Source organism: Nonomuraea sp. NPDC048916 (assembly GCF_040649575.1).
Lineage (GTDB): Bacteria > Actinomycetota > Actinomycetes > Streptosporangiales > Streptosporangiaceae > Nonomuraea.
Genome location: NZ_JBEZFS010000023.1, coordinates 51,670 through 74,401 on the forward strand (window position 1 = coordinate 51,670; position 22,732 = coordinate 74,401).

The 22,732-nt window shown below is 71.9% G+C and carries 23 protein-coding genes; 12 read left to right on the forward strand and 11 right to left on the reverse strand.

Translation table 11 applies throughout. The annotated features are described in order from the left end of the window. Positions 1 to 22: 22 nt before the first annotated feature. Positions 23 to 1,483 carry a glycerol kinase gene (locus AB0C16_RS24450; protein ID WP_357686218.1) on the forward strand — a complete coding sequence of 487 codons (1,461 nt, stop codon included), beginning with the start codon at positions 23 to 25 and terminating at the stop codon, positions 1,481 to 1,483. Positions 1,484 to 1,538: 55 nt separating this feature from the next. Continuing rightward, positions 1,539 to 2,270 carry a Clp protease N-terminal domain-containing protein gene (locus tag AB0C16_RS24455; RefSeq protein ID WP_357686219.1) on the forward strand — a complete coding sequence of 244 codons (732 nt, stop codon included), beginning with the start codon at positions 1,539 to 1,541 and terminating at the stop codon, positions 2,268 to 2,270. A 7-nt stretch (positions 2,271 to 2,277) separates the two neighbouring features. Here AB0C16_RS24455 and AB0C16_RS24460 read toward each other — a convergent pair whose 3' ends face one another. Together AB0C16_RS24460 and AB0C16_RS24465 are read right to left on the reverse strand one after the other, a co-directional pair. Further along, positions 2,278 to 3,651, reverse strand: a complete 1,374-nt coding sequence (locus tag AB0C16_RS24460; RefSeq protein ID WP_357686220.1) for a N,N-dimethylformamidase beta subunit family domain-containing protein — start codon at positions 3,649 to 3,651, stop codon at positions 2,278 to 2,280. Positions 3,652 to 3,730: 79 nt separating this feature from the next. Beyond that, positions 3,731 to 4,633 (reverse strand): beta-propeller fold lactonase family protein, encoded by a 903-nt coding sequence (locus AB0C16_RS24465; protein ID WP_357686221.1) that lies wholly within the window; start codon positions 4,631 to 4,633, stop codon positions 3,731 to 3,733. A 97-nt stretch (positions 4,634 to 4,730) separates the two neighbouring features. Between AB0C16_RS24465 and AB0C16_RS24470 the strand changes: the two genes are divergently transcribed. The 3 genes from AB0C16_RS24470 to AB0C16_RS24480 all read left to right on the forward strand — a co-directional run bounded on the left by AB0C16_RS24470 (position 4,731) and on the right by AB0C16_RS24480 (position 7,171). After that, positions 4,731 to 5,588, forward strand: coding sequence for a helix-turn-helix domain-containing GNAT family N-acetyltransferase (locus AB0C16_RS24470; protein ID WP_357686222.1), 858 nt, complete (start codon positions 4,731 to 4,733; stop codon positions 5,586 to 5,588). A 212-nt stretch (positions 5,589 to 5,800) separates the two neighbouring features. After that, entirely contained in the window at positions 5,801 to 6,202 is a 402-nt protein-coding gene (locus AB0C16_RS24475) for a hypothetical protein (protein WP_357686223.1), read from the forward strand. A gap of 15 nt (positions 6,203 to 6,217) precedes the next feature. Then, positions 6,218 to 7,171, forward strand: a complete 954-nt coding sequence (locus AB0C16_RS24480; protein WP_357686224.1) for a hypothetical protein — start codon at positions 6,218 to 6,220, stop codon at positions 7,169 to 7,171. 104 nt (positions 7,172 to 7,275) lie between these two features. Here the strand turns inward: AB0C16_RS24480 and AB0C16_RS24485 are convergent, their stop codons facing one another. Next, positions 7,276 to 7,620: a YbaB/EbfC family nucleoid-associated protein gene (locus AB0C16_RS24485; protein ID WP_357686225.1), complete on the reverse strand. Its 345-nt coding sequence runs from the start codon at positions 7,618 to 7,620 to the stop codon at positions 7,276 to 7,278. Between the two features lie 219 nt (positions 7,621 to 7,839). Next, positions 7,840 to 8,307 (reverse strand): DNA starvation/stationary phase protection protein, encoded by a 468-nt coding sequence (locus AB0C16_RS24490; protein ID WP_357686226.1) that lies wholly within the window; start codon positions 8,305 to 8,307, stop codon positions 7,840 to 7,842. Between the two features lie 110 nt (positions 8,308 to 8,417). Between AB0C16_RS24490 and AB0C16_RS24495 the strand changes: the two genes are divergently transcribed. Beyond that, complete coding sequence (locus AB0C16_RS24495; RefSeq protein ID WP_357686227.1) at positions 8,418 to 9,224, forward strand: helix-turn-helix domain-containing protein; 807 nt, start codon at positions 8,418 to 8,420, stop codon at positions 9,222 to 9,224. Then, positions 9,221 to 11,566 carry a VIT domain-containing protein gene (locus AB0C16_RS24500; protein ID WP_357686228.1) on the forward strand — a complete coding sequence of 782 codons (2,346 nt, stop codon included), beginning with the start codon at positions 9,221 to 9,223 and terminating at the stop codon, positions 11,564 to 11,566. Before AB0C16_RS24495 ends, AB0C16_RS24500 begins: the two co-directional genes overlap by 4 nt. Positions 11,567 to 11,677: 111 nt before the next feature. Here the strand turns inward: AB0C16_RS24500 and AB0C16_RS24505 are convergent, their stop codons facing one another. Next, positions 11,678 to 11,941, reverse strand: a complete 264-nt coding sequence (locus AB0C16_RS24505; protein ID WP_357686229.1) for a YciI family protein — start codon at positions 11,939 to 11,941, stop codon at positions 11,678 to 11,680. Between the two features lie 73 nt (positions 11,942 to 12,014). Between AB0C16_RS24505 and AB0C16_RS24510 the strand changes: the two genes are divergently transcribed. The 3 genes from AB0C16_RS24510 (at position 12,015) to mmuM (ending at position 15,999) form a co-directional block, all read left to right on the forward strand. Then, entirely contained in the window at positions 12,015 to 12,716 is a 702-nt protein-coding gene (locus AB0C16_RS24510; RefSeq protein WP_357686230.1) for a Crp/Fnr family transcriptional regulator, read from the forward strand. Then, the gene (locus tag AB0C16_RS24515; RefSeq protein ID WP_357686231.1) at positions 12,713 to 14,968 is read left to right on the forward strand and encodes an arylsulfatase; all 2,256 of its coding nucleotides are present in this window, start codon (positions 12,713 to 12,715) and stop codon (positions 14,966 to 14,968) included. The genes AB0C16_RS24510 and AB0C16_RS24515 overlap by 4 nt, the downstream gene beginning before the upstream one ends. 164 nt (positions 14,969 to 15,132) lie before the next feature. Further along, entirely contained in the window at positions 15,133 to 15,999 is an 867-nt protein-coding gene (gene mmuM, locus AB0C16_RS24520; protein WP_357686232.1) for a homocysteine S-methyltransferase, read from the forward strand. A gap of 102 nt (positions 16,000 to 16,101) precedes the next feature. Here mmuM and AB0C16_RS24525 read toward each other — a convergent pair whose 3' ends face one another. Then, positions 16,102 to 16,803, reverse strand: a complete 702-nt coding sequence (locus tag AB0C16_RS24525) for a lysophospholipid acyltransferase family protein (RefSeq protein ID WP_357686233.1) — start codon at positions 16,801 to 16,803, stop codon at positions 16,102 to 16,104. 147 nt (positions 16,804 to 16,950) lie between these two features. Between AB0C16_RS24525 and AB0C16_RS24530 the strand changes: the two genes are divergently transcribed. Both AB0C16_RS24530 and AB0C16_RS24535 read left to right on the forward strand, forming a co-directional pair. After that, on the forward strand, positions 16,951 to 17,709 hold the full coding sequence (locus AB0C16_RS24530; RefSeq protein ID WP_357686234.1) for an alpha/beta fold hydrolase: 759 nt from the start codon (positions 16,951 to 16,953) through the stop codon (positions 17,707 to 17,709). A gap of 46 nt (positions 17,710 to 17,755) precedes the next feature. After that, complete coding sequence (locus tag AB0C16_RS24535; protein ID WP_357686235.1) at positions 17,756 to 18,232, forward strand: hypothetical protein; 477 nt, start codon at positions 17,756 to 17,758, stop codon at positions 18,230 to 18,232. A 6-nt stretch (positions 18,233 to 18,238) separates the two neighbouring features. Here AB0C16_RS24535 and AB0C16_RS24540 read toward each other — a convergent pair whose 3' ends face one another. From AB0C16_RS24540 to AB0C16_RS24560, 5 genes are read right to left on the reverse strand one after another with little or no spacing between them, the layout of a single operon-like run. Next, positions 18,239 to 19,387: a hypothetical protein gene (locus tag AB0C16_RS24540; protein WP_357686236.1), complete on the reverse strand. Its 1,149-nt coding sequence runs from the start codon at positions 19,385 to 19,387 to the stop codon at positions 18,239 to 18,241. A gap of 38 nt (positions 19,388 to 19,425) precedes the next feature. Further along, on the reverse strand, positions 19,426 to 20,121 hold the full coding sequence (locus AB0C16_RS24545; protein WP_357686237.1) for an endonuclease/exonuclease/phosphatase family protein: 696 nt from the start codon (positions 20,119 to 20,121) through the stop codon (positions 19,426 to 19,428). Positions 20,122 to 20,139: 18 nt separating this feature from the next. Continuing rightward, complete coding sequence (locus AB0C16_RS24550) at positions 20,140 to 21,072, reverse strand: ROK family glucokinase (RefSeq protein ID WP_357686238.1); 933 nt, start codon at positions 21,070 to 21,072, stop codon at positions 20,140 to 20,142. Between the two features lie 13 nt (positions 21,073 to 21,085). Further along, positions 21,086 to 21,496: a DUF5304 family protein gene (locus AB0C16_RS24555; protein ID WP_357686239.1), complete on the reverse strand. Its 411-nt coding sequence runs from the start codon at positions 21,494 to 21,496 to the stop codon at positions 21,086 to 21,088. A gap of 38 nt (positions 21,497 to 21,534) precedes the next feature. Beyond that, the gene (locus AB0C16_RS24560; protein WP_357686240.1) at positions 21,535 to 22,731 is read right to left on the reverse strand and encodes an ArsA family ATPase; all 1,197 of its coding nucleotides are present in this window, start codon (positions 22,729 to 22,731) and stop codon (positions 21,535 to 21,537) included. Between the last annotated feature and the right edge of the window lies 1 nt (position 22,732).

Below are 22,732 nucleotides of genomic sequence, written 5' to 3' on the forward strand. Positions count from 1 at the left end.
ACGTCTTCCGGGAGGAGAATCCGTGAGCGTGTTGGCCATAGACGCGGGCACGACGGGGGTCACGGCGCTGGTGGTGACCGAAGACGGCCGAATCGAGTCAAAGGGTTACCAGGAGTTCGCCCAGCATTTCCCCCGTCCCGGTTGGGTGGAGCACAACCCCGAGGAGATCTGGCAGGCCGCGCTGGCCGCCTGCGCCGCCGCGCTGCGCGGGGCCGCCGGCACGCCGGCCTGCGTCGGCATCACCAACCAGCGGGAGACCGCGGTGCTGTGGGACCGGCGCACCCTGGCCGCGCCGCGCCGGGCGATCGTCTGGCAGGACCGCCGCACCGCGGACATCTGCGCGCGGATGCGGGAGCAGGGGCACGAGCCGCGCGTCTCGGAGCTGACCGGGCTGCGGCTCGACCCTTACTTCACCGGCTCCAAGCTGGCCTGGCTGGCCGAGCACGATCCGCGCGCCTGGGCGGGCGTCACCGCCGGGAACGTGGTGGCCGGCACCGTCGACTCCTACCTCATCGCCCGGCTCACCGCCGGCGCGCGGCACGTGACCGATCCGTCCAACGCCTCCCGCACCCTGCTGTACGGCCTGGCCTCGGGCGGATGGGAGCCGGAGCTGTGCGAGCTGTTCGGGGTGCCCGAGGCGGCCCTGCCGGAGATCGTGCCCAACTACGGCGACCTCGGCCGCACCGACCCGGAGGCCTTCCTCGGGCTCGACCTGCCCATCTCGGGCGTCGCGGGCGACCAGCAGGCGGCGCTGTTCGGGCAGACCTGCTTCGCCGTCGGCGACGTCAAGTGCACCTACGGCACGGGGTCGTTCGTCCTGACCAACACGGGCGGCGAGATCGTCCGCTCGGCGGCCGGGCTGCTCACCACGGTCGCCTGGCAGACGCCCTCGGGCGAGCTGACGTACGCGCTGGAGGGGTCGATCTTCGTGACCGGGGCCGCCATCCAGTGGCTGCGCGACGGGCTGGGCCTGATCGGCAGCGCCCCGGAGTCGGAGGCCCTGGCACGCACGGTGCCCGACAGCGGGGGCGTGGTGTTCGTGCCGGCGCTGACCGGGCTCGGCGCGCCGCACTGGGACCCGGAGGCGCGCGGCCTGATCACCGGCGTCACCCGCGGCACGACCAGGGCCCACCTGGTCAGGGCGACGCTGGAGGCGATCGCCTTCGAGGTGCGCGACGTGGTCGAGGTGATGACCGGCGGCTCGGCGCCGGTGCTCAAGGCCGACGGCGGGGCCAGCGCCAACGACCTGCTCATGCAACTGCAGGCCGACCAGCTCGGCGCGGTCGTCGAACGGCCGGTGATCCAGGAGACCACCGCGCTCGGGGCCGCCTTCCTGGCCGGGCTCGGCGCCGGCGTGTGGGGCTCCGCCGACGAGCTGCGCAAGACGTGGCAGCTCGACCGCCGGTTCGAGCCCGGCGAGCGCGACGACGCCGGCTACCGGCGCTGGCTGGCGGCCGTCCGGCTGGCCTCCACGCACGACTGAGACGATCGTCAACGTAAGGTTGACGACCTGGGCATCGTCAACCTATGGTTGACGCATGGAGCAGACCGTTCGCCTCGACGACCTCATCAACGCGATCAAGAGCCGTCACCCCGACGGCGATCCCCTGAGCGAGCTGTCCGACGCGGTGACGCTGGGCGAGCACCTCGGCGAGGTGGCCGATCACCTGATCGGCCATTTCGTGGACCGGGCCAGGCACTCCGGAGCCTCCTGGACCGACATCGGCCGCAGCATGGGCGTCAGCAAGCAGGCGGCGCAGAAGCGGTTCGTGCCCAGGGAGGGCACCTCGCTGGCCGAGGAGCTGGGCGCCTACACCCGCTTCACCGGCCGGGCCCGCAGCGTCATCGTGCAGGCGCAGGAGGAGGCCCGCGGGGCCGGCCACGACCACATCGACGTCGGCCACATCATCCTCGGCCTGCTGCACGAGCCCGAGGCGATCGCCGCCGGGGCCATGGAGGCGCTCGGCGTCACACTCGGCGCGGTCAGGGAGGCGGTGGAACCCACGCTCGGTCCCGCCGCCGAGTCGCCGGCCGGCCCGCCGGCGTTCAGCGCTCAGGGCAGGAAGGTGCTGGAGCTGACGGTCCGCGAGGCGCTGCGGCTCGGCCACAACTACGTGGGCACCGAGCACCTGCTGCTCGCCGCCCTCACGATGGACGACAACCCGGCGGTCACGGCCCTCGCCGGGCTCGGCGTGACCAAGGAGCCGGCCGAGCGGGAGATCGGGCGGATGCTCGACGCCATCACGCGGCCCAGAGGCGAGCAGTCGTGACCAGCCCTCACGAAGCCCGGCGCGGGACACCGGCCGGCCCGGCCGGTCCCTTGGCGAACCTGGTCAGCAGGTTGAGTGTGGCGCGGCGGGTGAAGGCGGAGGCCGCCCGCGTCACGCCGTGGCCGCACGCCTCACCCTTCAGGCCGCACACCCAGCGCATCGTGCCGGAGGCGAACACCCCGGCGCCGCTGGGGGCGACGTAGTAGGTGCTGTTGCTGACGGTGGCCCGGCCGCCGCAGTCGACCGGCGACTCGGCCAGCACCTGGATGTTGTCCGGCGAGCCGGACGACACCTTGTCGGTCTCGACCCCGGCGAGCCCGGGGAAGCTCGTGCCCCGGGTCCCCTCGAAGATCCAGTGGCCCGGCCTGGTCACCCGGTAGGTCGCCTCGGCCGGGAAGCAGTCGTACATCTGCCCGACCAGCCCGCTCTCCGGCTTCGACTGCCGCCAGAGCGGGCACTGGGTCTCCTTGTCACACATGATCATCCTGCCGTACAGCCCGATCCGCCAGTAGACGGCGTTGGCCCCGAGGAAGGCCAGGTTCACGCCCCGGTCGCGGGCCCGGGTGACGGCCTCCCGCATCGCCGGCGACCAGTACTCGTCGTGCCCCAGCGACACCACGGCGCGGGCGCCGCGCAACGCGCCGGGCCGCAGGTCGAGGCTCGTCAGGTAGGCCAGCGGCACCCCGCTCCGCTCGGCCACCTGGATGGCGTTCCGCTCGAAGTCGAGGAAGTGCCGGGCGCCCGAATCGTCGTAGGGACGGTCGAAGGTGACCTTGCGTGACCGGTCGTCATAGCCGCCGGGCCCGGTGTACAGGCTGCGGCCGCCCCACAGGTTGTACGCCTGCCAGGTGGTGACCGCGTTGACGATCACCACCCGGCCCTCCGCCGAGGCCGAGCGCACGGTGATCGGGACGTAGCGCTGGCCGCCGGTGGAGGCGTCCAGCCGCACCAGGTAGGCGCCCTCGGCCCAGCCGGTGGTGTCGACGGTGAGCGAGGGCTTCCAGTGGGCGGCGGTCACCATGCCCTCGACGATCCGCGGCGGCGGCTGCCGTGTCCCGCCGGTCCGCGCGGAGCGCCAGACCCTCACCGGCACGGCGCCCATCCGGAACGCCGACGCGGTGAAACGCGGCGCGGTGGTGGAGACGAGCAGCCGGAACCGCTCCCCCGGCAGCACGCTGACGCGGTCGGCGTAGCCCTCGATCTCGTGCTCGCCACCGCGTTCGGTGATGCGCCACGGCGCGGGCTCGGCGGGCGGCGCCTGCGCGGGCGCGGCGCGTTCGGAAGCGGAGACGGACGCCGAGGCCGGCCCGGGGGCGGCGGGCGCGGAGGCGGCGCCGCAACCGGCGGCCAGCAGGACCAGGACGGCGAGAACATGACGCACGATCACCCATGCTCACGCCCGTCCCGGCTGGGCGCCCGCCCTTGGCGAAGTCCTTACCCGTTCCGGGTCGAACCCCGGCTCAGCAGGGCAGCACGCAGGACGGGCTCCTGACCTCGTACGCCTGCCCGGTCGGCTCGGGGACGCCGTCCTTCAGCGCGAACACCGTGACGGCGTCGGAGTGCTGGTTGGCCACGTACATGCGGTCGCCGTCGATCGCGAAGTGCCGCGGCCAGTCGCCGCCCGACGAGACCTCGGCGACCGGCGAGAGGTCGTCGGCCCGCAGCACCGAGATCGTGTTGGGGCCGCGGTTGCCCACGTAGACGAGGCCGTCCGCCACGGCGAGGTGCGAGGGCTGGTTGACGCCCTCTCGCCGGGAGGCGGGCGCGCCCTGCCTGCTCTCCCCGTCGATGACCGTGACGATGCCGTCGAGCTCGCCCACCACGTAGAGGCGCGAGCCGGCGAAGGCCATGTGCCGCGGACCGGTGCCGGGGGCCAGCCGCAAAGGCTCCAGCGGCGTGCCGTCGAGCGTGTAGCGGCGGATCTCGTCGGCGCCCAGGTCGCTGACGTGCAGGAGGTCCTCGTGGAAGACGCACTGATGGGCGTGTGAGCCCTCCTGCCGGTCGCGCACCGGGCCCGACCCCTCGTGGCGCAGCACGATCGGCTTCCCGGTGAACGCCCCTTCGGGACCGAGGTGGTGCAGGCCGGCGGTGCCGTCGCCGTAGTTGGCGACCGCGAGAAGCGTGCCCGACGGGTGTACGGCGACGTGGCAGGGGCTGTCGCCGTCGCTGGAGCGCTCGTCCAGCGGTTTGAGGCCGCCTTCGGTGGTGAGCGCCGTCAGCCAGCCCTGCGCCAGCTCCCCGGCCGCGTACAGCACCGGCAGCGTGGGGTGCGCGGCGAGGAACGACGGCGAGGCGAGGCGGGTCAGCCCGTCGCCGATCGTCAGGATGCCGGGGCCATAGCCGCCGATGTACAGGCACTTCACAGGCAGGGTCCTCTCATGCTTGACTGAGGCAATGAATTCGTTGACAAAAGCAAGGGTTTCTGAGATCAGGGCCTTCAACCGGTTCTATACGAAGGTGATGGGGATCCTCCAGGCGGGCATGCTCGGCTCGCCCTACTCGCTGACCGAGATCAGGGTGCTGTTCGAGCTCGCGCACGCGGGCCGGCTGGAGACCGGTGAGCTGCGCGCCCTGCTCGACCTGGACGCGGGCTATCTCAGCAGGATCCTCGGCCGGTTCGAGGCCGACGGCCTGATCTCCAGGGAACGTTCGGCCGGCGACGCGCGCAAGCAGGTGGTGTGGCTGACCGAGGCGGGCACGGCCACGTTCGGCGGGCTCGACGAGCGCTCCAGCGAGCGGATCGAGCAGTTGCTGGCCGGGCTGCCCGACGAGCGGCAGCAGCGGCTGGTGTCAAGCATGGCGACGATCCGGGAGCTGCTCGGCGCGCGCCCCGAGCGCGAGCCGTACCTGATCAGGCCGCCGCGCACGGGCGACCTGGGCTGGGTCGCCTACCGGCACGGCGAGCTCTACAGCGCGGAGTGGGGCTGGGGCATGGAGTTCGAGCGGCTCGTGGCCCGGATCGTCGGCGCCTACGACCCGGCGCGCGACGCGGGGTGGATCGCCGAGGTCGGCGGCGAGCGCGCGGGGTGCGTGTTCTGCGTGCACAAGGACGACACGACCGCTCAGCTGCGGATGCTGCTCGTCGAGCCGTCCGCGCGCGGCCTGGGCCTCGGACGCGGGCTCGTCGAGGAGTGCGTGCGCCACGCGCGCGAACGCGGCTACGAGCGCATCACGCTATGGACCCGCGACTGCCTGACCGGCGCCCGGCGCATCTACGAGGCGGCCGGGTTCGAGCTGGAATCGCAGGAGCGGGGGACGGAGAACGGGATCGAGGTCAACGAGCAGATGTGGACCCTCGACCTGCGCCGCCCGTCCTAGCGCGCGTGGGTGAGCCTGGCGGCCGCCGGTCGTCCCGTGCCCGGGGCAGGGGACGTTCGAGCTGATCCGACCGGCCCGCGAGAGTGGGCCCGTCGGCCCGTCCCGCACATTCGCATATCGGTGTAGTAGCGAAAACATTAACGCCTGGGAAATACAAGTGATCTAGATTACGATTCGCGAATTGATCACCTTTATCCGCCGAGGGGGCGACGATGTCGCACACCGACCACGAAAGTATGGAGAACAGCGGCAGACACATCCGTGACGAAGGCGGCCGGCTCGGTTCGGCCGTCGCCCAGCACCGTAAGGACCTGAACTCCCTCGTCGCCTACTTCGGCAATCCGGCGACCGACGAGGCGGCACAGATCTTCCGCAAGGGCCAGGACGGTCATCCCGGCTTCGACAGCGCCGATGACGACCTGGAAAGAGCCGTGAAAAACGTCGAGGCGGCCTACGAGGCCATCGGCCGGGCGCTCCTGGCGATGAGCGAGAACATCAAGATCGCGGACTGGGCCAGCATGGTCGACAACACCCCGGTGAAAGCGGTCATCGAATTCGCCGAGCGCAAGAACGACAAGGTCGGCGTGCCGACCACCCTGGCCGAAAGCCGCTGAGCCGAGGAGGTCATCGTGCCCATCGGGCTGGCAACGAAGGTCGCGCTGGGGGGCATGGCCGGCGCCGGCCTGGCCGGCGCGTTAGCGCCTGAGTTCCTGTTCGGCATCCATTACCTGGAAGGTGATCCTGACCGGATCCGCGAGGCGGCCGACAAACTCGACGCCATCGCCGACAAGCTCGACGAACACCATCGAGAGGCGCACGCCGCCGCCGAAGAGGTATGGAAGAAGAGCTCCGGAGAAGCGGTCGACGATTTCAAGAAGTTCTGGGAGGAGACGTACGGTCCGGCCGTCTTCCAGATCTCCCTCAAACACCGCCAGGCGGCGATGGCGTGCCGTGCCTATGCCCATGTCATCGAGCAGGTGAACCACGCGCTGAAAGTGCTGTGCTGGATCCTGACCGTGGACATGATGTACACCATCGGATATCAGGTGCTCACCTGGAAGTTGTTTCAGGCGATCATGAAAAGGCAGGCGATCCTGCTCAAGATCTCCGCCCATCGATTCGTCTCGTTACTCCTGCCCACTTTTCTCTACTGGGTCGCCGACAGCGCGGCCTACGCCACGGGTGAGGTGGTGCTTCCCCTGGGCCTCAACCATCTGGGCGGGATGAAGACGGACCTGTCCGGCAACGAGGTGAAGTCGGCCGGCTACAACCTCAAAGCCTTCCGCGAGCACTTCGTGGCGAACATGGCCTTCGACGGGATCATCGACGGTGGCGTGCTGCTGATGTCGAAGGTGCCCGGACTGCGGGTTCTCGGCAACAACCTCACCCTGCCGAACGGGGTGACGCTGAACACCGGCAACTTCCTCCCCCGGATGGCGGCCTCGACGACGTACTCGATGACCCTGGACGCGCAACACGGGGACAATCCCCTGCCCGGGTCGGAGAACGGCCTCACCGAGCAGGAGATGTATCAGAAGTTCCTCATCCACGGGACACGCAGTCTCATTCCTCGGATCTTCTGACCTAAGGAAGCCGGACCGCGGGCCCCGCGCCGTTCTGCCTGCACGGCCCTGCCTGCGCCGCGCCGGCCCCACCGCCCCGGGCTGTGCCGCCGTATCCGTGGCGCCTACCGGCGCCGGGGCTGATCGCCCTGTCGGTCGTCGCCGAGATAGGGCCGCGTCACGTCCATGAGGCGCCGCGCCGCGTCCTCGGTCGCGCGCCGGGCCGCGTCCATGATGGCGTCGGCGAGCTCCTGCGAGCCCAGCTTCATCGCCCTGGGGTCGATGCGCAGCGAGGTCAGCTGCCCCGAGGACGAGACCTGGACCCTGATCTTGTCGTCCGCGCTCGTGGCCTGACCGCGCACCTCGCCGACCTGCTCCATGACGTCGGAGAGCTCCCTGGAATTGGCCTTGAACTCCGCCATGAGCCGGTCGAGATCGGGGTCACCGCTTGAACCATCCCGAAGCACCATGAAGTGGGACTTTATCCGATACCGGAGTGAACGCCCAGCGACCCGCGCGTCCAGGATGTGGTCGTGTTCCAGGCGTGTTCCAGGCGCGTTCCAGGCATATTCCAGACGCATCTCCAAACATCCTTCAGGCGCATCTCAGACGCATTCCAGACGTACTCCCGGCGCGCTTCAGACGCGCGGAAGCCCGGGCGCCACGCGGGCTCCCGGGCTTCGGCGGGCTCAGCGCTGCGCCTGGAACATCCAGCGCTGCTTGTCGATGTCCTGGGCGACGCTGATGATCAGGTCCTGGCTGACCGGATCCGGCTCCTCGGTCGCCTCGACCCGCTCGCGCATCCGCTGGCCGATGCCGTCGAGGATGTCGCTCATGGTGGCGATGACCTTGCCGTCCTCGATCCAGCCCCGCTCCGGCTGGGTCAGCTTGGTGGACTTGCCGAGCGTGGTGGAGCGTCCGTCCGGATTCAGGCCGATCGCCGCGGCCCGCTCGGCGATGACGTCGGCGTGCCGCCTCGCCAGCGACGTCACCTCGTCCAACTGAAGGTGGACCGGGCGGAAGTGCGAGCCGATCACGTTCCAGTGCATCTGCTTCGTGACCAGCGAAAGGTCGATGAGATCGACCAGGGCTCCCTGCAGGGCCTCCGCGACCGTGTTCTTCGCGTCGCCCGATAGCGGGCCCGTGATCTTAGCCATGTCGTGTTCCTCCCCGTTGGTTCGACAACATGCTCACCTCTATATGAACCAAATCGGTCGTTCTAATCATCTGGTTGACACTGCAATAGTGACAGTGTCATTGTGAAGGTATGAGCGACACCTGGACCATCGGCGAGCTGGCGGAGCGCGCGGCCGACGTGCTGCGCGGCGACGCCCAGCCGGTCAACGGCCGGGTCCGCGACGTGCCGGGCGAGCGCCTGATCAGGTGGTATACGACGATCGGCCTCGTCGACCCTCCCCTGTCCAGGCGCGGCCGGATCGCCCGCTACGGCCGGCGCCACCTGCTGCAACTGGTCGCCGTCAAGCGGCTGCAGGCGGCCGGGCGGTCGATCGCGGACATCCAGACGGCCCTCGCCGGGGCGACCGACTCCATGCTCGAAGCCGCTGCCCAGCCACTCGACGACGCTCCCGTCCCGGCGCCGGAGACGGCCGGGCTCGACACCGGGGCCGCCCGGGCCCGGTTCTGGACTCGGCCGCCGGACTCCGCGCACGGTCCAGGCGACACCCGAGCGCCAGGCGACGTTCACGAGACGGCCGGGCCGGACGGACGGGGCGGCGCCCGCGACTCGGACGTTCCCTTCGGGCCGGACAACGCACACGATTCGGGCGCACCTCGCGGGCCGGACGACGCGCACCGGGCGGATGGCGTACGGACCTCCGGCGACGGGGCGCGTCGTACCGAGGTGGCGGCGGGCGCGCGGGCCGGTCCCGAGCGCGACGCGACGGACGGGACGCGGCTCACGGCCGGAGGGCTGGTGCGAGGGGTCAGGCTCGCGACCGGGGTGACGCTGGTGCTCGACGACGCCGGCCGTACCCCGACTTCAGATGACATCAAGGCGGTGCTGACCGCGGCCGGGCCGCTGCTGGCGGCGCTCGAAGAGAGGAAGCTCCTATGAAGATCACTTCGCTCGAGCCGGGCCGGTGCCTTCCGGTGCCGGACGCCGGGTTCGGCGCGCTGCGCACCGAACGGGGCAACCTGCCGCTGGAGAGCGTCGACGTGACGGCCGGCATCTCCGGCCTGATCGCCGGCGTCGAGGTGGCGCAGGGCTTCCGCAACCCGTTCGACGTCACGCTGGAGGCCACGTACGTCTTCCCGCTCCCGGACAGGGCGGCGGTGACGGCGTTCAGGATGGAGGCGGACGACCGGGTCATCGAAGGCGTGCTCAAGGAACGAGGCGAGGCCAGGGCCGACTACGACCAGGCGTTGCGCGAGGGCCGCCGGGCCGCGATCGCCGAGGAGGAGCGGCCGGACGTGTTCACGATCAGGGTCGGCAACATCCTGCCCGGCGAACGCGTCACGGTCCGGCTGACGCTGAGCCAGCCGCTGCCGTACGAGGACGGCGCGGCCACGTTCCGCTTCCCGCTGGTCGTCGCGCCCCGTTACGTCCCGGGCACGCCGCTCGACGGCCCGTCCTCGGGTGACGGCACCGTGCCCGACACCGACGCGGTGCCCGACGCCTCACGCGTCACTCCCCCGGTGCTGCTGCCCGGCTTCCCCGACCCGGTGCGCCTGTCGCTCGCCGCGACCATCGACCCGGCCGGGCTGGAGCTGCGCGAGGTGGCCTCCAGCCTGCACGTGGTCGAGGAGGAGGGACGAGAGGAGGGCCACACGGTACGGCTGCGCCCTGGTGAGCGGCTCGACCGCGACTTCATCCTGCGGCTGTCGTTCGAGGCGTCCACGGCGTTGCGGCTCGACGGCGAGGGGACGTTCTCGCTGACCGTCGTGCCGCCGCCGCTGCAGGCCACCCGGACACCCCGCGACCTGGTGCTGCTCCTGGATCGTTCGGGCAGCATGGCCGGCTGGAAGATGGTCGCCGCCCGCCGGGCCGCCGCCCGCATCGTCGACACGCTCACCACGGCGGACCGCTTCGCGGTGCTGACCTTCGACTCGGTGGTGGAGCAGGCGTTCGAGGGGCTCGTGGCGGCGTCCGACCGCAACCGCTACCGGGCCGTCGAGCACCTGGCCCGCCTCGACGCCCGTGGCGGCACCGAGCTGCTGGAGCCGCTGCGCCAGGCCGTTTCCCTACTAAAGCCCGCCGAGGGCAGGGAGCGGGTCCTGGTCCTGGTCACCGACGGGCAGGTGGGCAACGAGGACCAGATCCTGGAGCGGGCGGGCGGCGCCCTTTCGGCCATGCGGGTCCACGTGGTGGGCATCGACCGGGCGGTGAACACCGGATTCCTGGGCCGGCTGGCCGGGCTGGGCGCGGGCCGGTGCGAGCTGGTCGAGTCCGAGGACCGGCTCGACGCCGCCATGGAGCAGATCCATCGGCGGATCGGCGCGCCCCTGGTGACGGACCTGTCGCTCAAGGGCCTCGACGTGGAGCCCGGCACGGTGACCCATCTGGGCTCGATGTTCCCGGGGGTGCCACTGCGGGTGTACGGCCGTCGCCGTTCCGGCGAGTCGGTGACCGTACGCGGCCTGGCCGCGGGCGCGCCGTGGGAGCAGCAGGTCACGGGCACGGTGGTGGACGACCCCGCGCTCCGCGCCGTCTGGGCCCGCGCCCATCTGCGCGAGCTGGAGGACCGCTACGCCATGGGCGAGCACGAGCTGGAGTCCGAGATCGTGCGGGTCTCGCTCGAGTACGGCGTGCTGTGCCGCTTCACGGCCTACGTGGCGGTGGACACCCGGCAGGTCGCCGAGGGCGCGCCGGAGCACAAGGTGATCCAGCCGGTGGAGCCGCCGAGCGGCTGGGAGATGCCCGCCGGCCCGCCGCCGGTGTCCGGGTTCATGGCCCAGGCGGCGGTGATGGCGGCGCCCGGCGGGTTCCGCGCGAGGTCGGCGAGCTTCGAGTCGGCTCTGGAGGACGAGGGCTTCCGCGGCGGGCCGACGGGCCGTCCGGGTGGTCCGATCGGTGGCTCGGCGCCCGGCTCCGCCGGGCCGCGCAGGCCGGTCTTCGCGCCTCCGCCCGCTCCCCGGCCGGCCCCCCGCGCGCCGCACGGCCTGGACGCGGTGCGGCCGCAGCTGACGGCCGAGCTCGACCGGCTCAAGGCACTGCCCGTGGCCGACGCGTTCTACCTGGCCGACCTGGGCTCCCGGCTCGCCGCCCTGGCCGCCTACCTGGGCGATCACGCGGAGCTCTCCGCGCTGGCCCGCGAGCTGGAGGCGGCCGAGCGGCCGGGCGCGGACCTGGAGGCGCTGCGGGCGAAGGCCGTCGAGGTGCTCACCGTGCTCACCGGCGGCGCTCCCCGGGGCGGCCCGTCCCAGGAGCCACGCCGCCCCTTCTGGAAGCGCGCCTGACCGGACGGCGGCCGATCGGGTCCGCGAAGCCGATGCCGAGCCCTCCGGACGCGCGTCATGGACCGGCCTCGTTCCCGGCGCCCCGGGACCGGGAACGAGGCCGGCGCGCGATCACATCAGCGGAGTCCATTCCTTGAGCAGCACGACCTCGTAGCCGTCCACCGCCGTGTAGGGGTCGGTGCGCAGGATGTCGCGGAGTTCCGCCTCGTCCGTCACCTCGTACACGTGCAGGGCACCGCTGTCGTCCGCCCAGGGGCCGGCGGTCACCAGCCGCCCCTCCGCCTGGAGCGCCCGCAGGTGCTCCCGGTGGGCCGGACGGGCCTCGAGCCGCCGAGGGTCGCCGTCGAAGGCCAGTTGCAACACGTATCTCGCCATGCCCGGCACGCTAGGCCCCCGGCCCGCGAGAGCTCAGCATCGCCGGGCACGCGCGTGGTGTATCACCGGACACATGACGTACGCGCTGGACGACCTGCCGATGTTCCGCGACCTGGGCGAGCGGCTCGAACCGTTGGCCCGGCGCCGCCGCTACTCCGCCGGGCAGGTGCTGTGCACCGAGGGCGACCCGGCCGACCACCTGATCGTGCTGCTCGACGGCCAGGTCAGGGCGGAGCGGGTGGGCCCGGACGGCAGGGCGGTGGTGCTCGCCGTGGAGGACGCGCCGGTGGCCTTCGACAAGACGGCGCTGCTGGTGAACGGCCCGCACCGGGCCACGCTGACCGCCGTCACCCCGGTCGGGGTGGCCTACCTGCCCGCCTCGGCCGTGCTCGGCCTGATCGCCGCCGAGCCGGCGGTGGCGGCCCGGCTCCTGCGCACGCTCGCGCGGACCGTCCGCGACCTGGACGAGCGCCTCACGGACGCGGTCGTCCTCGACGTGCCGGGACGGGTCGCCAAGTGGCTGCTCCGGCACACCCCGGCGAGCACAACCGGCGCGGGCCTTGCGGGCGGTGCGGCGGGCGCGGGCGGTGCGGTGCGGTTGTGCGCCGGGCAGGCCGGGCTCGGGGCGGAGATCGGCGCGACCCGGGTGAGCGTCAACCGGGCGCTGCGGTCGTTCGAGCGGCGCGGGCTGATCGAGATCGGCGCCGGTGAGGTGAAAGTGGTCGACGCCGGGACCCTGGCCAGAATCGCCGGTATGCCTATACTCCGGAAATGATCGCGTATGAAGGTTTCGGCGGGCGGGTGGGCAGGACGTTCGCGGGGTCGGAGTCGTGGTGGCCACCGCGGCCCACGCCCGGCCCCGGAGCTCCGAACATCGTGATCGTCCTCGTCGACGACGTGGGCTTCGGCGACCTGGGCTGCTACGGCTCCGAGATCCCCACGCCGCATCTGGACGAGCTGGCCGGGCAGGGCGTCCAGTGGACCGACTTCCACGTCACGCCGATGTGCTCGCCCACCCGGGCGGCGTTGCTGACCGGCGTCGACCCGCACCTGGCCGGGGTGGGGCATGTGGCCAACTCCGATCCCGGGTTCCCCGGTTACGCGGGCGAGCTCGCCCCGGACGCCGTCACGATGGCCGAGATCTTCCGGGCGGCCGGCTGGCAGACGATGGCCGTGGGCAAGTGGCACCTGACCAAGGATTCGGACATGTCGGACGCCGGGCCCCGGCACGCCTGGCCGTTGCGGCGGGGGTTCGACCGGTTCTACGGGTTCCTGGAGGCGTTCACCGACTTCCACCACCCGCATCGGCTCATCCGCGACAACTCCCCCGTCGAGGTGGACCGCTATCCGGACGGTTACCACCTGACCGACGACCTCACCCGGGAGGCCGTCGCGATGATCAGGCAGGCGAGCGGGTCTCAGGCGCCCTTCCTGCTGTATCTGGCGCACGGTGCCGCCCATGCCCCACTTCAAGCCCCGCCAGGCGATATTTCGTGGCACAGGGGTAGGTACGACAAGGGCTGGGACGTGATCCGCGACCGCCGCTTCGCCCGCCAGCTCGACCTGGGCCTCTTCCCGCCCGGCACACGGCTGCCACCCCGCAACCCCGAGCCCGGCGACGACGTCCCCGCCTGGAACGACCTGTCCCCCGACCGGCAACGTGTGTTCGCCCGCTACATGGAGGTCTACGCCGCCATGATCACCGGCATCGACCGCAGTGTGGGCGCCCTGCGCGAGACCCTGAGCGAGCTGGGCGAGCTGGACAACACGATCTTCGTCTTCACCTCCGACAACGGCGCGTCGAGGGAGGGCGAGGAGCACGGCACCACCCAGTACCTGCGCACCCTGCTGTCCGCCAACAGCCGCCACGACAGGGAGGACCCCGCCGCCGACCTGGCCCGCCTCGACCTGATCGGCGGCCCCCGCACGCTCTCGCACTACCCGCGCGGCTGGGCGATGGCCTCGAACACCCCCTTCCGCCTGTACAAGCGCAACACCCACGCGGGCGGCCACGCGGTGCCGTTCCTGATCTCCTGGCCGGCGGGCCTGCCCCAGCGGGGCGAGCGCCGCGGCCAGTGGGCCTACGTCACGGACGTCCTGCCCACCCTGATCGAGCTGACCGGCGTCGACGCGCCCGAGGGGCTGCCCAGGAAGGGCGCCTCGCTGGTCAGGGCCGTCCACGACGCCCAGGCCGTACACGATCACCAGGAGCAGCTCGCCGAACTGCAGGGACACCGCGGCTACCGGCGCGGGGACTGGGAGATCGTCACCCGGCACGCTCCGCTGACCCCCTTCGGCGAGCACGAGTGGGAGCTGTACCACCGGCCGAGCGACCCCACCCAGCTGCGTGACAGAGCGGCCGAACGGCCGGAGAAGGTGCGGGAGCTGGCCGCGGCGTGGGAGGAGGCGGCCCGTGCCGGGCAGGTGTATCCGCTCGACGAGGGCTCGCGCCTGCGCTACCTGCTGCGGCCGCCGTGGCATCGCGACGCCCGGCCGGTACGGCTGACGCCGCACACGCACACGCTGGAGCGGTGGCAGGCGTTGCAGCTCGTCCAGTGGCGCTCGTTCACGGTCGAGGCCCGCGTCGGCGCTCCGGGCCGGGGCGTGCTGGTGGCGCACGGCGGGCAGGGCGGCGGCTACCTGCTCTACGTCGAGGACGAGCTGGTGTTCGCGTACAACGGCTACGGCGAGCTGCGCCTGCTCCGCGCGGGCGCCCCGGGCGCGCACATCAGGCTGGAGGTCACCGCGCCGGGCGGCTGGCGGTGGGACGCGGCCGTGACCGTGGACGGCGAGCCGCGCGGCACGCTGACCGGCCTGCCGATGTTCGCGGCGTTCTGCCCCATGGAGGGGATCGACGTCGGCGTCGACCGCCGCTCCCCCGTCTCCTGGGACGTGTACGAGCGCCACGGCCCGTTCCCCTTCACCGGCGAGCTCCACGAGGTGGTCTACACGCCGGGCGACTTCGCCCCCGACGCCGGTGCGAACTTCGTCGAACTCGTCAGGGAGATCGGCCGGAAATACGAATAGCCGTCTGCCGGCGCCCGGCGGCCTGACCTCCGTGTGGGCATCGGGATATCCGGCCGCGCATTCAATCGGGTAAACGTGAGCGCCCTTTACCGGCGCACCACCCTCCCGGAGAACCCGGTGCATGATGGTCCACCCCGGCCCGGCGGGGACCATAGGCTGAATAGGTGAGCACACTTGTCCTTGACGGCGGGCTGGCCACCCACCTCGAAGCGCTCGGCGCCGACCTGAGCGACGAGCTCTGGTCCGCGCGGCTGCTGCTGGAGGATCCCGGCCTGATCCGGCGCGCCCACGCCGACTACTTCGCCGCGGGGGCTCACGTCGCCACGACCGCCAGCTACCAGGCGTCCCTGCAGGGGTTCGTGAGCAGGGGCATCGGCGTGGCGCAGGCCGAGGCGCTCATCCGGCTGTCGGTGGAGCTGGCCGGGCAGGCCCGCGACGAGGCCGGTGACGGCCTGGTGGCCGCCTCGATCGGGCCCTACGGAGCCTTCCTGGCCAACGGCGCCGAATACACCGGCGACTACGACCTCGACGAGGAGGGCCTGCTGGCCTGGCACCGGCCGCGCTGGGAGATCCTCGCCTCGGCCGGGCCCGACCTGCTGGCCTGCGAGACCATCCCGTCCTATCCGGAGGCGCGGGCGCTGGCCCGGCTGCTGTGCGAGACGCCCTCGGTCAAGGCGTGGGTGAGCTTCTCCTGCCGCGACGGCGAGCACATCAACGACGGCACCCCGATCCGCGACGCCGCCGCCCTGTTCACCGGCAGCACCCAGGTGGTGGCCGTGGGGGCCAACTGCACCGCGCCCCGCCACATCCCCGGCCTCATCGCCTCGCTCACCGGCGGGCTGCCCATCGTCGTCTACCCCAACTCGGGCGAGACGTGGGACGCCGAGCACCGTCGCTGGCTGGGTCTTTCCGACCCGGTGGAGTACGGCCAGGCCGCCAAGGAGTGGGAACGGGCCGGCGCCTCGCTGATCGGCGGCTGCTGCCGTACGGATCCCGCTTTCGTCCGGCAGATCCGCGCCAACCTGCCCTGATCCCCGGGGCCGGCTCCGGCGCGGTCAGGCCGATGGAGTGGCGGCGGGTCATCTGCCCGTCCGACGACAGCAGGGGTGCCGGCCGTGATCATCGGTGACGGGTCAGTTGTTGTGGGCGCGGGCCGCGCGTTCCATCTCGACCTTGGCGCTGGCGGCGTACTTGTCGACGTACTCCTGCTCCGACAGCTCCATGAGCGCGTACATGATCTCGTCGGTCACCGCGCGCAGCACCAGCCGGTCGTCCTCCATGCCGTAGTAGCGGGAGAAGTCGAGCGGCTTGCCGAACCTGACGCCCGGCCGGATGCCGAGCTTGGGCACCGGATGCCCGGGAGGCATCATCTCGAAGGTGTTGACCATGGCCCACGGGATGACCGGGGCGCGCGACTCCAGCGCCAGCCGGGCGACGCCGGTCTTGCCCTTGTAGAGACGGCCGTCGGGTGAGCGGGTGCCCTCGGGGTAGATACCGAGCAGGTCGCCCTCGCGCAGCACCCGCAGGCCGGTGCGCAGGGCGGCCTCGCTGGCCTTGCCGCCGGAGCGGTCGATCGGCACGGTGCCGACGCCGCTGAAGAACAACCGGGTGAGCAGGCCCTTGACGCCGCGGCCGGTGAAGTAGTCGGACTTGCCCAGCGAGATCACCTTGCGGCGCAGCTGGAGCGGCCCGAAGAAGTGGTCGGCGAAGGACAGGTGGTTTCCGGCCAGAATCGCCGGACCATGCCTGGGCACGTTCTCGACACCTTCGGCCCATGGCCGGAAGATGATGTGGAGGAACGGCCCCAAGATGGCCTTGACCACCCAGTAGAACACCCGGCCACCTCACATTCACGGCTTTCTCGGCGAGCAGAGTCATCTTCGCATCTCAGGACCGATGCTCATACACCAGCTCTCGCACAAAGACCCAGGATCGTGCAACGATCGGGCCAATCCGGGATGAAATCCCTTAGAGGAGCTGTTATGCCGCTCATGCCAGGCGCGGAACCTTACCTCCATCACTCGGGTCAGGTCGGTGTGCTGCTCTGCCACGGTTTCACCGGCACCCCGCAGTCGCTCCGGCCGTGGGGCGAGTACCTGGCCGGTCACGGCCTCAGCGTCTCGCTGCCACGCCTGCCCGGTCACGGCACCACCTGGCAGGAGATGAACCACACCCGCTGGGAGGACTGGTACGCCGAGGTGGAGAAGGCGTTCGAGGACCTCCAGGGCCGCTGCGCCGAGGTGTTCGTGGCGGGCCTGTCGCTGGGAGGCTGCCTCGCGCTGCGGCTGGCCGAGGTGCACGGTGACGCGATCAGGGGCGTGGTGGTGGTCAACCCGTCGATCGCCAACGACGTGCCGCTGCTCAGGCTGGCTCCGCTGCTCAAGTGGTTTCTGCGGTCGGTGCCCGGGGTGGCGAACGACATCAAGAAGCCCGGCGTGACCGAGCTGGGCTACGACCGCACTCCGGTCAAGGCCGCCGCCTCGCTGCCGGCGCTGTGGTCACTGGTGCAGGCGGACCTGGACAGGGTCACACAGCCGCTGCTCGTCTTCCACAGCACCGACGACCACGTGGTGAAGCCGACCGGCGTGGCGGCCATCCGCCAGAAGATCCCGCAGGCCACGATCGAGGAGCTGACCGATAGCTACCATGTTGCGACTCTGGACAACGATGCCTCCAGGATCTTTGCCGGAAGCCTCGACTTCATCAGGACACATGCCTCGGTACCCTTGCAGAGGGACTGATCGCACCCAGGGGGAAGTCGCGATCGCTGCGGAGAGGCCCATCTAGGTGACGCCCCAGAGTGACGAGGACGAGGTCTGGCGGCAGATCGTCGCGTCCTTCAACGACACGGCCGAGCGCGACTCGGCCGATCAGCCATGGCCCGACAGCGAGAACCTCCCGGCCGAGCCGGCCCGCCGGGTGGTGAGGCACCCCGAGGCCGGCGAGGCCGAAGCCGAGGATGAGGGCGACGAGGGCCGGGAGCCCGCGGAGTCCGCGACCGCCGACGATGACGACGAGGGGCACTTCCAGCCTCCACCGCCCCCTCCGCTGCCCAAGCTCGACCTGGCCACCAAACTCGCCTGGCTGGCGCTCTTCGGCGGCCCCACCTACCTGCTGGTGGCCGCGATGGCCGACTGGCGGATGGAGGGCTGGGCGCTGTTCACGGCGGTGGCGGCGTTCATCGGCGGCTTCGTGGCGCTGGTGGTGCGCATGGGCGACGGCCCGCCCAACGACTCAGGCTGGGACGACGGAGCCGTGCTCTAGGAGGCTCTAGGAGTCCTTCGGCAGCGGCTCGCTCGGCCCGAACGACTCCACGACGTCGGTGTAGCGGTCGGCGGCGTCGACGGCGTGCCCGACCGCCCACACCGCGCCCTTGCCCGCGAGGTAGGCGACCGCCTGCAGCCGCACGCTGTTCCTGTCGCGCGTGGCTCCCCCTCTGATGATCTCGCAGGCGTCCTTCTCGCAGCGCAGCATGAACGGCTTCGCCGCGTGCGACGGGTCGTAGCCGGAGATCCAGTAGCGTCCCTTGCCGTCGCCGGTCACGCCGTAGAGGCGCGAGTCGGTGCCGGGCAGCTCGACCCGCCGCCAGCGCTTGCCGTTCCACGACAGCACGAGCGGCTCGACGTCGTCGGGCCCGTGATAGACGCCGCCGACCGCCAGCGCCCGCTTGGCGCTGTCGACCTGTACGTCCCGCAGGTAGCCGCCCGGGATGTCGGGCACCCGCATGGTCTTCCACGTGTCGCCAGAGCGGTGCACGATCAACGGCCGGGTGCCGGTGTCGCCGACGGCGAACCCGGCGGACACCGCGTAGAGGGCGCCCTCGTCCTCGGTCTCCTGGATGGTCCAGCGGCCGTCCTGCCCGGTCACGATGAGCCCGGTGACGGCCTTGCCCTGGCCGGCGTCGCGGCTGGTGCCGCTGCCCACGGCCACCACCCGGCCGGGCTCGGCACTGACGCCGCCGAGCCAGTCGCCCGCCCGCAGCCCGTCGGCCCGCACCCGGTCGAAGCCTGTGATGCCGCCGTGGGCCAGATAGGGCAGGCCGTCACGGCCGTCGCCCACCGCCCACACGTCGGCCGGGGAGGAGGCGGCGACGCCGCGCAGATTGCCGGCGGTGGTGGCGTCGCGAACCGGCACCTCCGACCAGGTGGCGCCGTTCCAGTGGCGGATGGTGCCGCGGTTCTTCCAGACGTCCCAGATCTCCTGCTGGCCGACCGCCCACACGTCGTCCGAGGCGAGGGCGAGCACGTCGGAGAGCGAGCCGTCGGCGTCGAGGCGCACGCTCGTCGACTGCTGCCAGGCCTCGACCGAGTCCATCGAGGCGGGGCGTGGATCGGCATGCGCGGCGGGCGTGACCTGGGACAAGGCCACGGACGTCGCCAAGATCAAGGTGAGCGCACGCCGCCGAAAGCGACGGGTCATGACCAAATGCTACGGGTTCGCGACCTGCTCCCCTGCCGTTAGGGGTCAATTCGCAGCTCCGCCACCACCGGCAGGTGGTCGGTGGCCTCGGCCAGATCGGCCGCCGAGGCGTCGACGCCCCCGCACGAGACGACCGTCAGCCCCCCGGCGGCGAACAGCCCGTCGATGCGCGCCTGCGGACGCCTGGCGCTGAAGGTCAGCCCGTCGCCCCTGGGCGCCCTCGGGTAGCAGTCGACGAGCCGTCCGGCCAGATAGCGCCAGGCCGGCTCGTGATCACGCTCGTTGAAGTCGCCGCCCATCACGATCGCGGCCCCGAAGCGGGCCGCCGCCCGTTCCAGCAGCCCCAGCGCCTCGGTCGCGTGGTGCAGCCGGGCCGCGCCGTCGAGGTCGAGGTGGACCGAGCCGATGGCGAGCCGCGACCCGTCCACCTCCACGACCGCGATCGCCAGGCCGCGGATCTCCAGGCCCACGAACACCCGCAGCACGTGGCTCTCGGCGTGCAGCACCCTGACGCGGGGGCCGGCGAGCACCGCCACGCCGCCGAGCCTGCCGCCGGCCACCACCCTCAGCCCGGCCGCCTCGGCCAGCGCCCGCCTTCTGCCGCGCCAGCCGAGCAGCCGGGGGGCCTCCTGGAGGCACAGGACGTCGGCCCGCATCGCGGTGATCACACGCACCAGCGCGGGAACGCTGTCTCTCAGCCCTCGTACGTTGTAGGTGCCCACCCTCACAGTCACGGACGGAATGTAGCCCCGTCAGCGCCGCCTGGCGAGGTCTGCCGCTCCCACCACTCCGGCGGAGGCGCCCAGCTCGGCCAGGCGGATGTCGGCGAGCGGCCGGTGCCCGTTGCCGGTCAGCCGCTCGGCGAACGTCTTGCGGGCCCGGTCGATGAAGAGGTCGGCCGCGCGCGACACCCCGCCCCCCACGATGAAACAGCCCGGGTCGAGGATCGCGGCCAGGTCGGCCATGCCCTGACCGAGCCAGTCGGCGAGGCTGTCGAACGCGGCCAGCGAGACCTCGTCACCGCGCCGCGCGGCCTCGGTGACCTCCTCGCCCTCGATCTTGCCGCCGGCCAGGGCGAGCAGGATCCGGGCCCCTTCGGGCCGCTCCCTGGCGAGCTCCCTGGCCTCGATCACCAGCGCGTTGCCACTGGCGTACTGCTCCCAGCAGCCCTTCTGGCCGCACCCGCACGGCCGGCCGCCGGGCTGCACCTGCATGTGGCCGAGCTCGGCGCCCATGCCCCAGCGCCCCCGGTAGAGGTTTCCGTCGAACACCAGGCCGCCGCCGATGCCGGTGCCGAGCGTGACGCAGACGACGTGGGACTGCCCCCGGCCGGCGCCGAACTTGGTCTCGCCCCAGGCCATGGCGTTGGCGTCGTTCTCCACCACCACGGGCAGCCCGACCAGCCCGCTGATCTTCTTGCGCAGGGGCTCCTCGCGCCAGGCGAGGTTGGGGGCGAAGCGCACCATCGAACGGGTCTCGTCGACGAACCCGGCGGCGCCGACGCCGACGGCCTCGATCTCCCTGCCCGCGGCCAGCTCCCGGACGACGTCGGCCACCGTCTCGGCCACCAGATCGGGCCGGTCGGCGGGAGTCGGCCGCAACGCCTCCTGGACGATCCGACCGCCGTCGTCGACGATCCCCGCCCCGACTTTGGTGCCGCCGATGTCCACACCGATCGTGAGCATGTCGGATGTTCCCCTATCCCAGGTCTATGTGTTCGACGTGGTCGCGACCGTGGTCGTCGTCTCCGCGACCTCGGTCGTCGCGAGGCCTGCGGGGGGCCGGCCTGCTCAGTGTGTCGAGGGTCTGCCGGAAGGCGGCGAACAGCTCGCCACCCGCGGCCACCAGATGCCCGGCCACGTCGCCACCGGATTCGCGCTGCGCCGCCATGGCCCGGCAGACCGGGCAGGCGCGGCAGATGTACTCCTCGTGGGGCTCGGTCACCGCCTCGCTCCACACGTCTCTGTCTCTGCGCCCACCGCCCCCGGTGAACGAGTTGAGCACGGTCTTGCCGACCTGGCGGGTCGCTCGCCCCTGGATCGTGTCGAACAGCTTACGCGCCTCGTCGGCGACGGTCCCGATCGGATCCCGGTCGTTGCTCTCGGTCATCTGACCCTCCCTGACTATGGGTCCCTCACCCTCCTCACTCACGTCGCGTCCGATCCCGGATCGTCGGCTCCGCTCGCTATGTCGGATTCGGCTCCTGAGCTGAACCGTACCCGGAGGAGGCCGTCGCGGAGCACCGCGCCGGCGATCCTCCGGCGGGCCAGCACCGACGGCAGCGCCAGGATCCGGCGGTAGGGGCCCGCGGTGACGATCAGCTCGTCACCTTTGCGCGCCAGGTCGACGTCGGCCCGGTCGGCGCCGGGCAGGGCCAGGGTCAGCTCGTCGGCCGACAGCCGCAGCGGCGGCTCGACCGCGGGGACGGCGAACGGGTCGGTGTCGCCGTAGATCGCCTCGCCGACCGCGGCCAGCGCGCTCCTGCCCACGGGCTCCGCGGGCAGGTAGGGGACGACGTGGACGGGCAGCGGCGCGAACGACTCGCCGGCCTCGGCGAGCAGCCTGGACTGGGCCGCCACCCACTGGCCGCGCCACTCGTCGGCGCCCTCCGCGGGGAAGACCCGGTTGGCGATCACCGCGTCGACGCGGTAGCCGTACAGGCTGAGGGAGGTGAGGGTGCGCCTGGCCTCGGCGAGCACCACGGCCTCGGGCGTGAGCACGAGGCGCACGGAGGCGTGGTCGCCGGTGAGCAGCTCGCGCACCTCGAGCAGGCCGCGGTGGAGACGCTCGCCCGCGCTCATGACCTCCTCGCCGGGCGCGGTGACGTGGGCCACGCTGCGCACGAGCGGGGAGACGAACTTCATGATCCGGCGGCCGACCGGCATCAGCCGGGTCACATGCCAGTCGAGCGCCTCGGGCAGGGCCAGCAGCCGCAGCGTCTCGGCGGTGGGGGCGCAGTCGACGACGATGACGTCCCAGGCGCCCGCCTGGGCGTGCTCGCGCAGCTCCAGCAGGGCGATGACCTCCTCGGCGCCCGGCAGGACGGTGATCTCCTCGGAGGTGATCTCGTCGAGGCCCAGCTCGGCCAGCAGCCCTTTGGCGTAGTCCTGCAGGTCGCCCCAGTGGCGCTCCATCGTCTTCTGCGTGTCGACCTGGTGCAGGTGCAGGCCCGGCGCGATCTCGCCGGGACCGACGCCGAGCGCGTCGGCCAGCGAATGGGCGGTGTCGGTGGAGACGATCAGGGTCTTGAGGCCGCGCGCGGCGGCGAGCGTGGCCGTCGCCGCGGCGGCGGTGGTCTTGCCGACGCCGCCCTTCCCGGTGAAGAGCAGGACCCGGGGACTCACC

Excerpts from the sequence above, each read along its gene's own strand:
- AB0C16_RS24455 (WP_357686219.1), top strand. The coding sequence starts at position 1,539 with ATGGAGCAGACCGTTCGCCTCGACGACCTCATCAACGCGATCAAGAGC.
- AB0C16_RS24470 (WP_357686222.1), top strand. The coding sequence starts at position 4,731 with ATGGGGATCCTCCAGGCGGGCATGCTCGGCTCGCCCTACTCGCTGACC.
- AB0C16_RS24475 (WP_357686223.1), top strand. The coding sequence starts at position 5,801 with ATGTCGCACACCGACCACGAAAGTATGGAGAACAGCGGCAGACACATC.
- AB0C16_RS24485 (WP_357686225.1), bottom strand. The coding sequence starts at position 7,620 with ATGGTGCTTCGGGATGGTTCAAGCGGTGACCCCGATCTCGACCGGCTC.
- AB0C16_RS24490 (WP_357686226.1), bottom strand. The coding sequence starts at position 8,307 with ATGGCTAAGATCACGGGCCCGCTATCGGGCGACGCGAAGAACACGGTC.
- AB0C16_RS24495 (WP_357686227.1), top strand. The coding sequence starts at position 8,418 with ATGAGCGACACCTGGACCATCGGCGAGCTGGCGGAGCGCGCGGCCGAC.
- AB0C16_RS24500 (WP_357686228.1), top strand. The coding sequence starts at position 9,221 with ATGAAGATCACTTCGCTCGAGCCGGGCCGGTGCCTTCCGGTGCCGGAC.
- AB0C16_RS24505 (WP_357686229.1), bottom strand. The coding sequence starts at position 11,941 with ATGGCGAGATACGTGTTGCAACTGGCCTTCGACGGCGACCCTCGGCGG.
- AB0C16_RS24510 (WP_357686230.1), top strand. The coding sequence starts at position 12,015 with ATGACGTACGCGCTGGACGACCTGCCGATGTTCCGCGACCTGGGCGAG.
- AB0C16_RS24515 (WP_357686231.1), top strand. The coding sequence starts at position 12,713 with ATGATCGCGTATGAAGGTTTCGGCGGGCGGGTGGGCAGGACGTTCGCG.
- AB0C16_RS24530 (WP_357686234.1), top strand. The coding sequence starts at position 16,951 with ATGCCGCTCATGCCAGGCGCGGAACCTTACCTCCATCACTCGGGTCAG.
- AB0C16_RS24540 (WP_357686236.1), bottom strand. The coding sequence starts at position 19,387 with ATGACCCGTCGCTTTCGGCGGCGTGCGCTCACCTTGATCTTGGCGACG.
- AB0C16_RS24550 (WP_357686238.1), bottom strand. The coding sequence starts at position 21,072 with ATGCTCACGATCGGTGTGGACATCGGCGGCACCAAAGTCGGGGCGGGG.
- AB0C16_RS24555 (WP_357686239.1), bottom strand. The coding sequence starts at position 21,496 with ATGACCGAGAGCAACGACCGGGATCCGATCGGGACCGTCGCCGACGAG.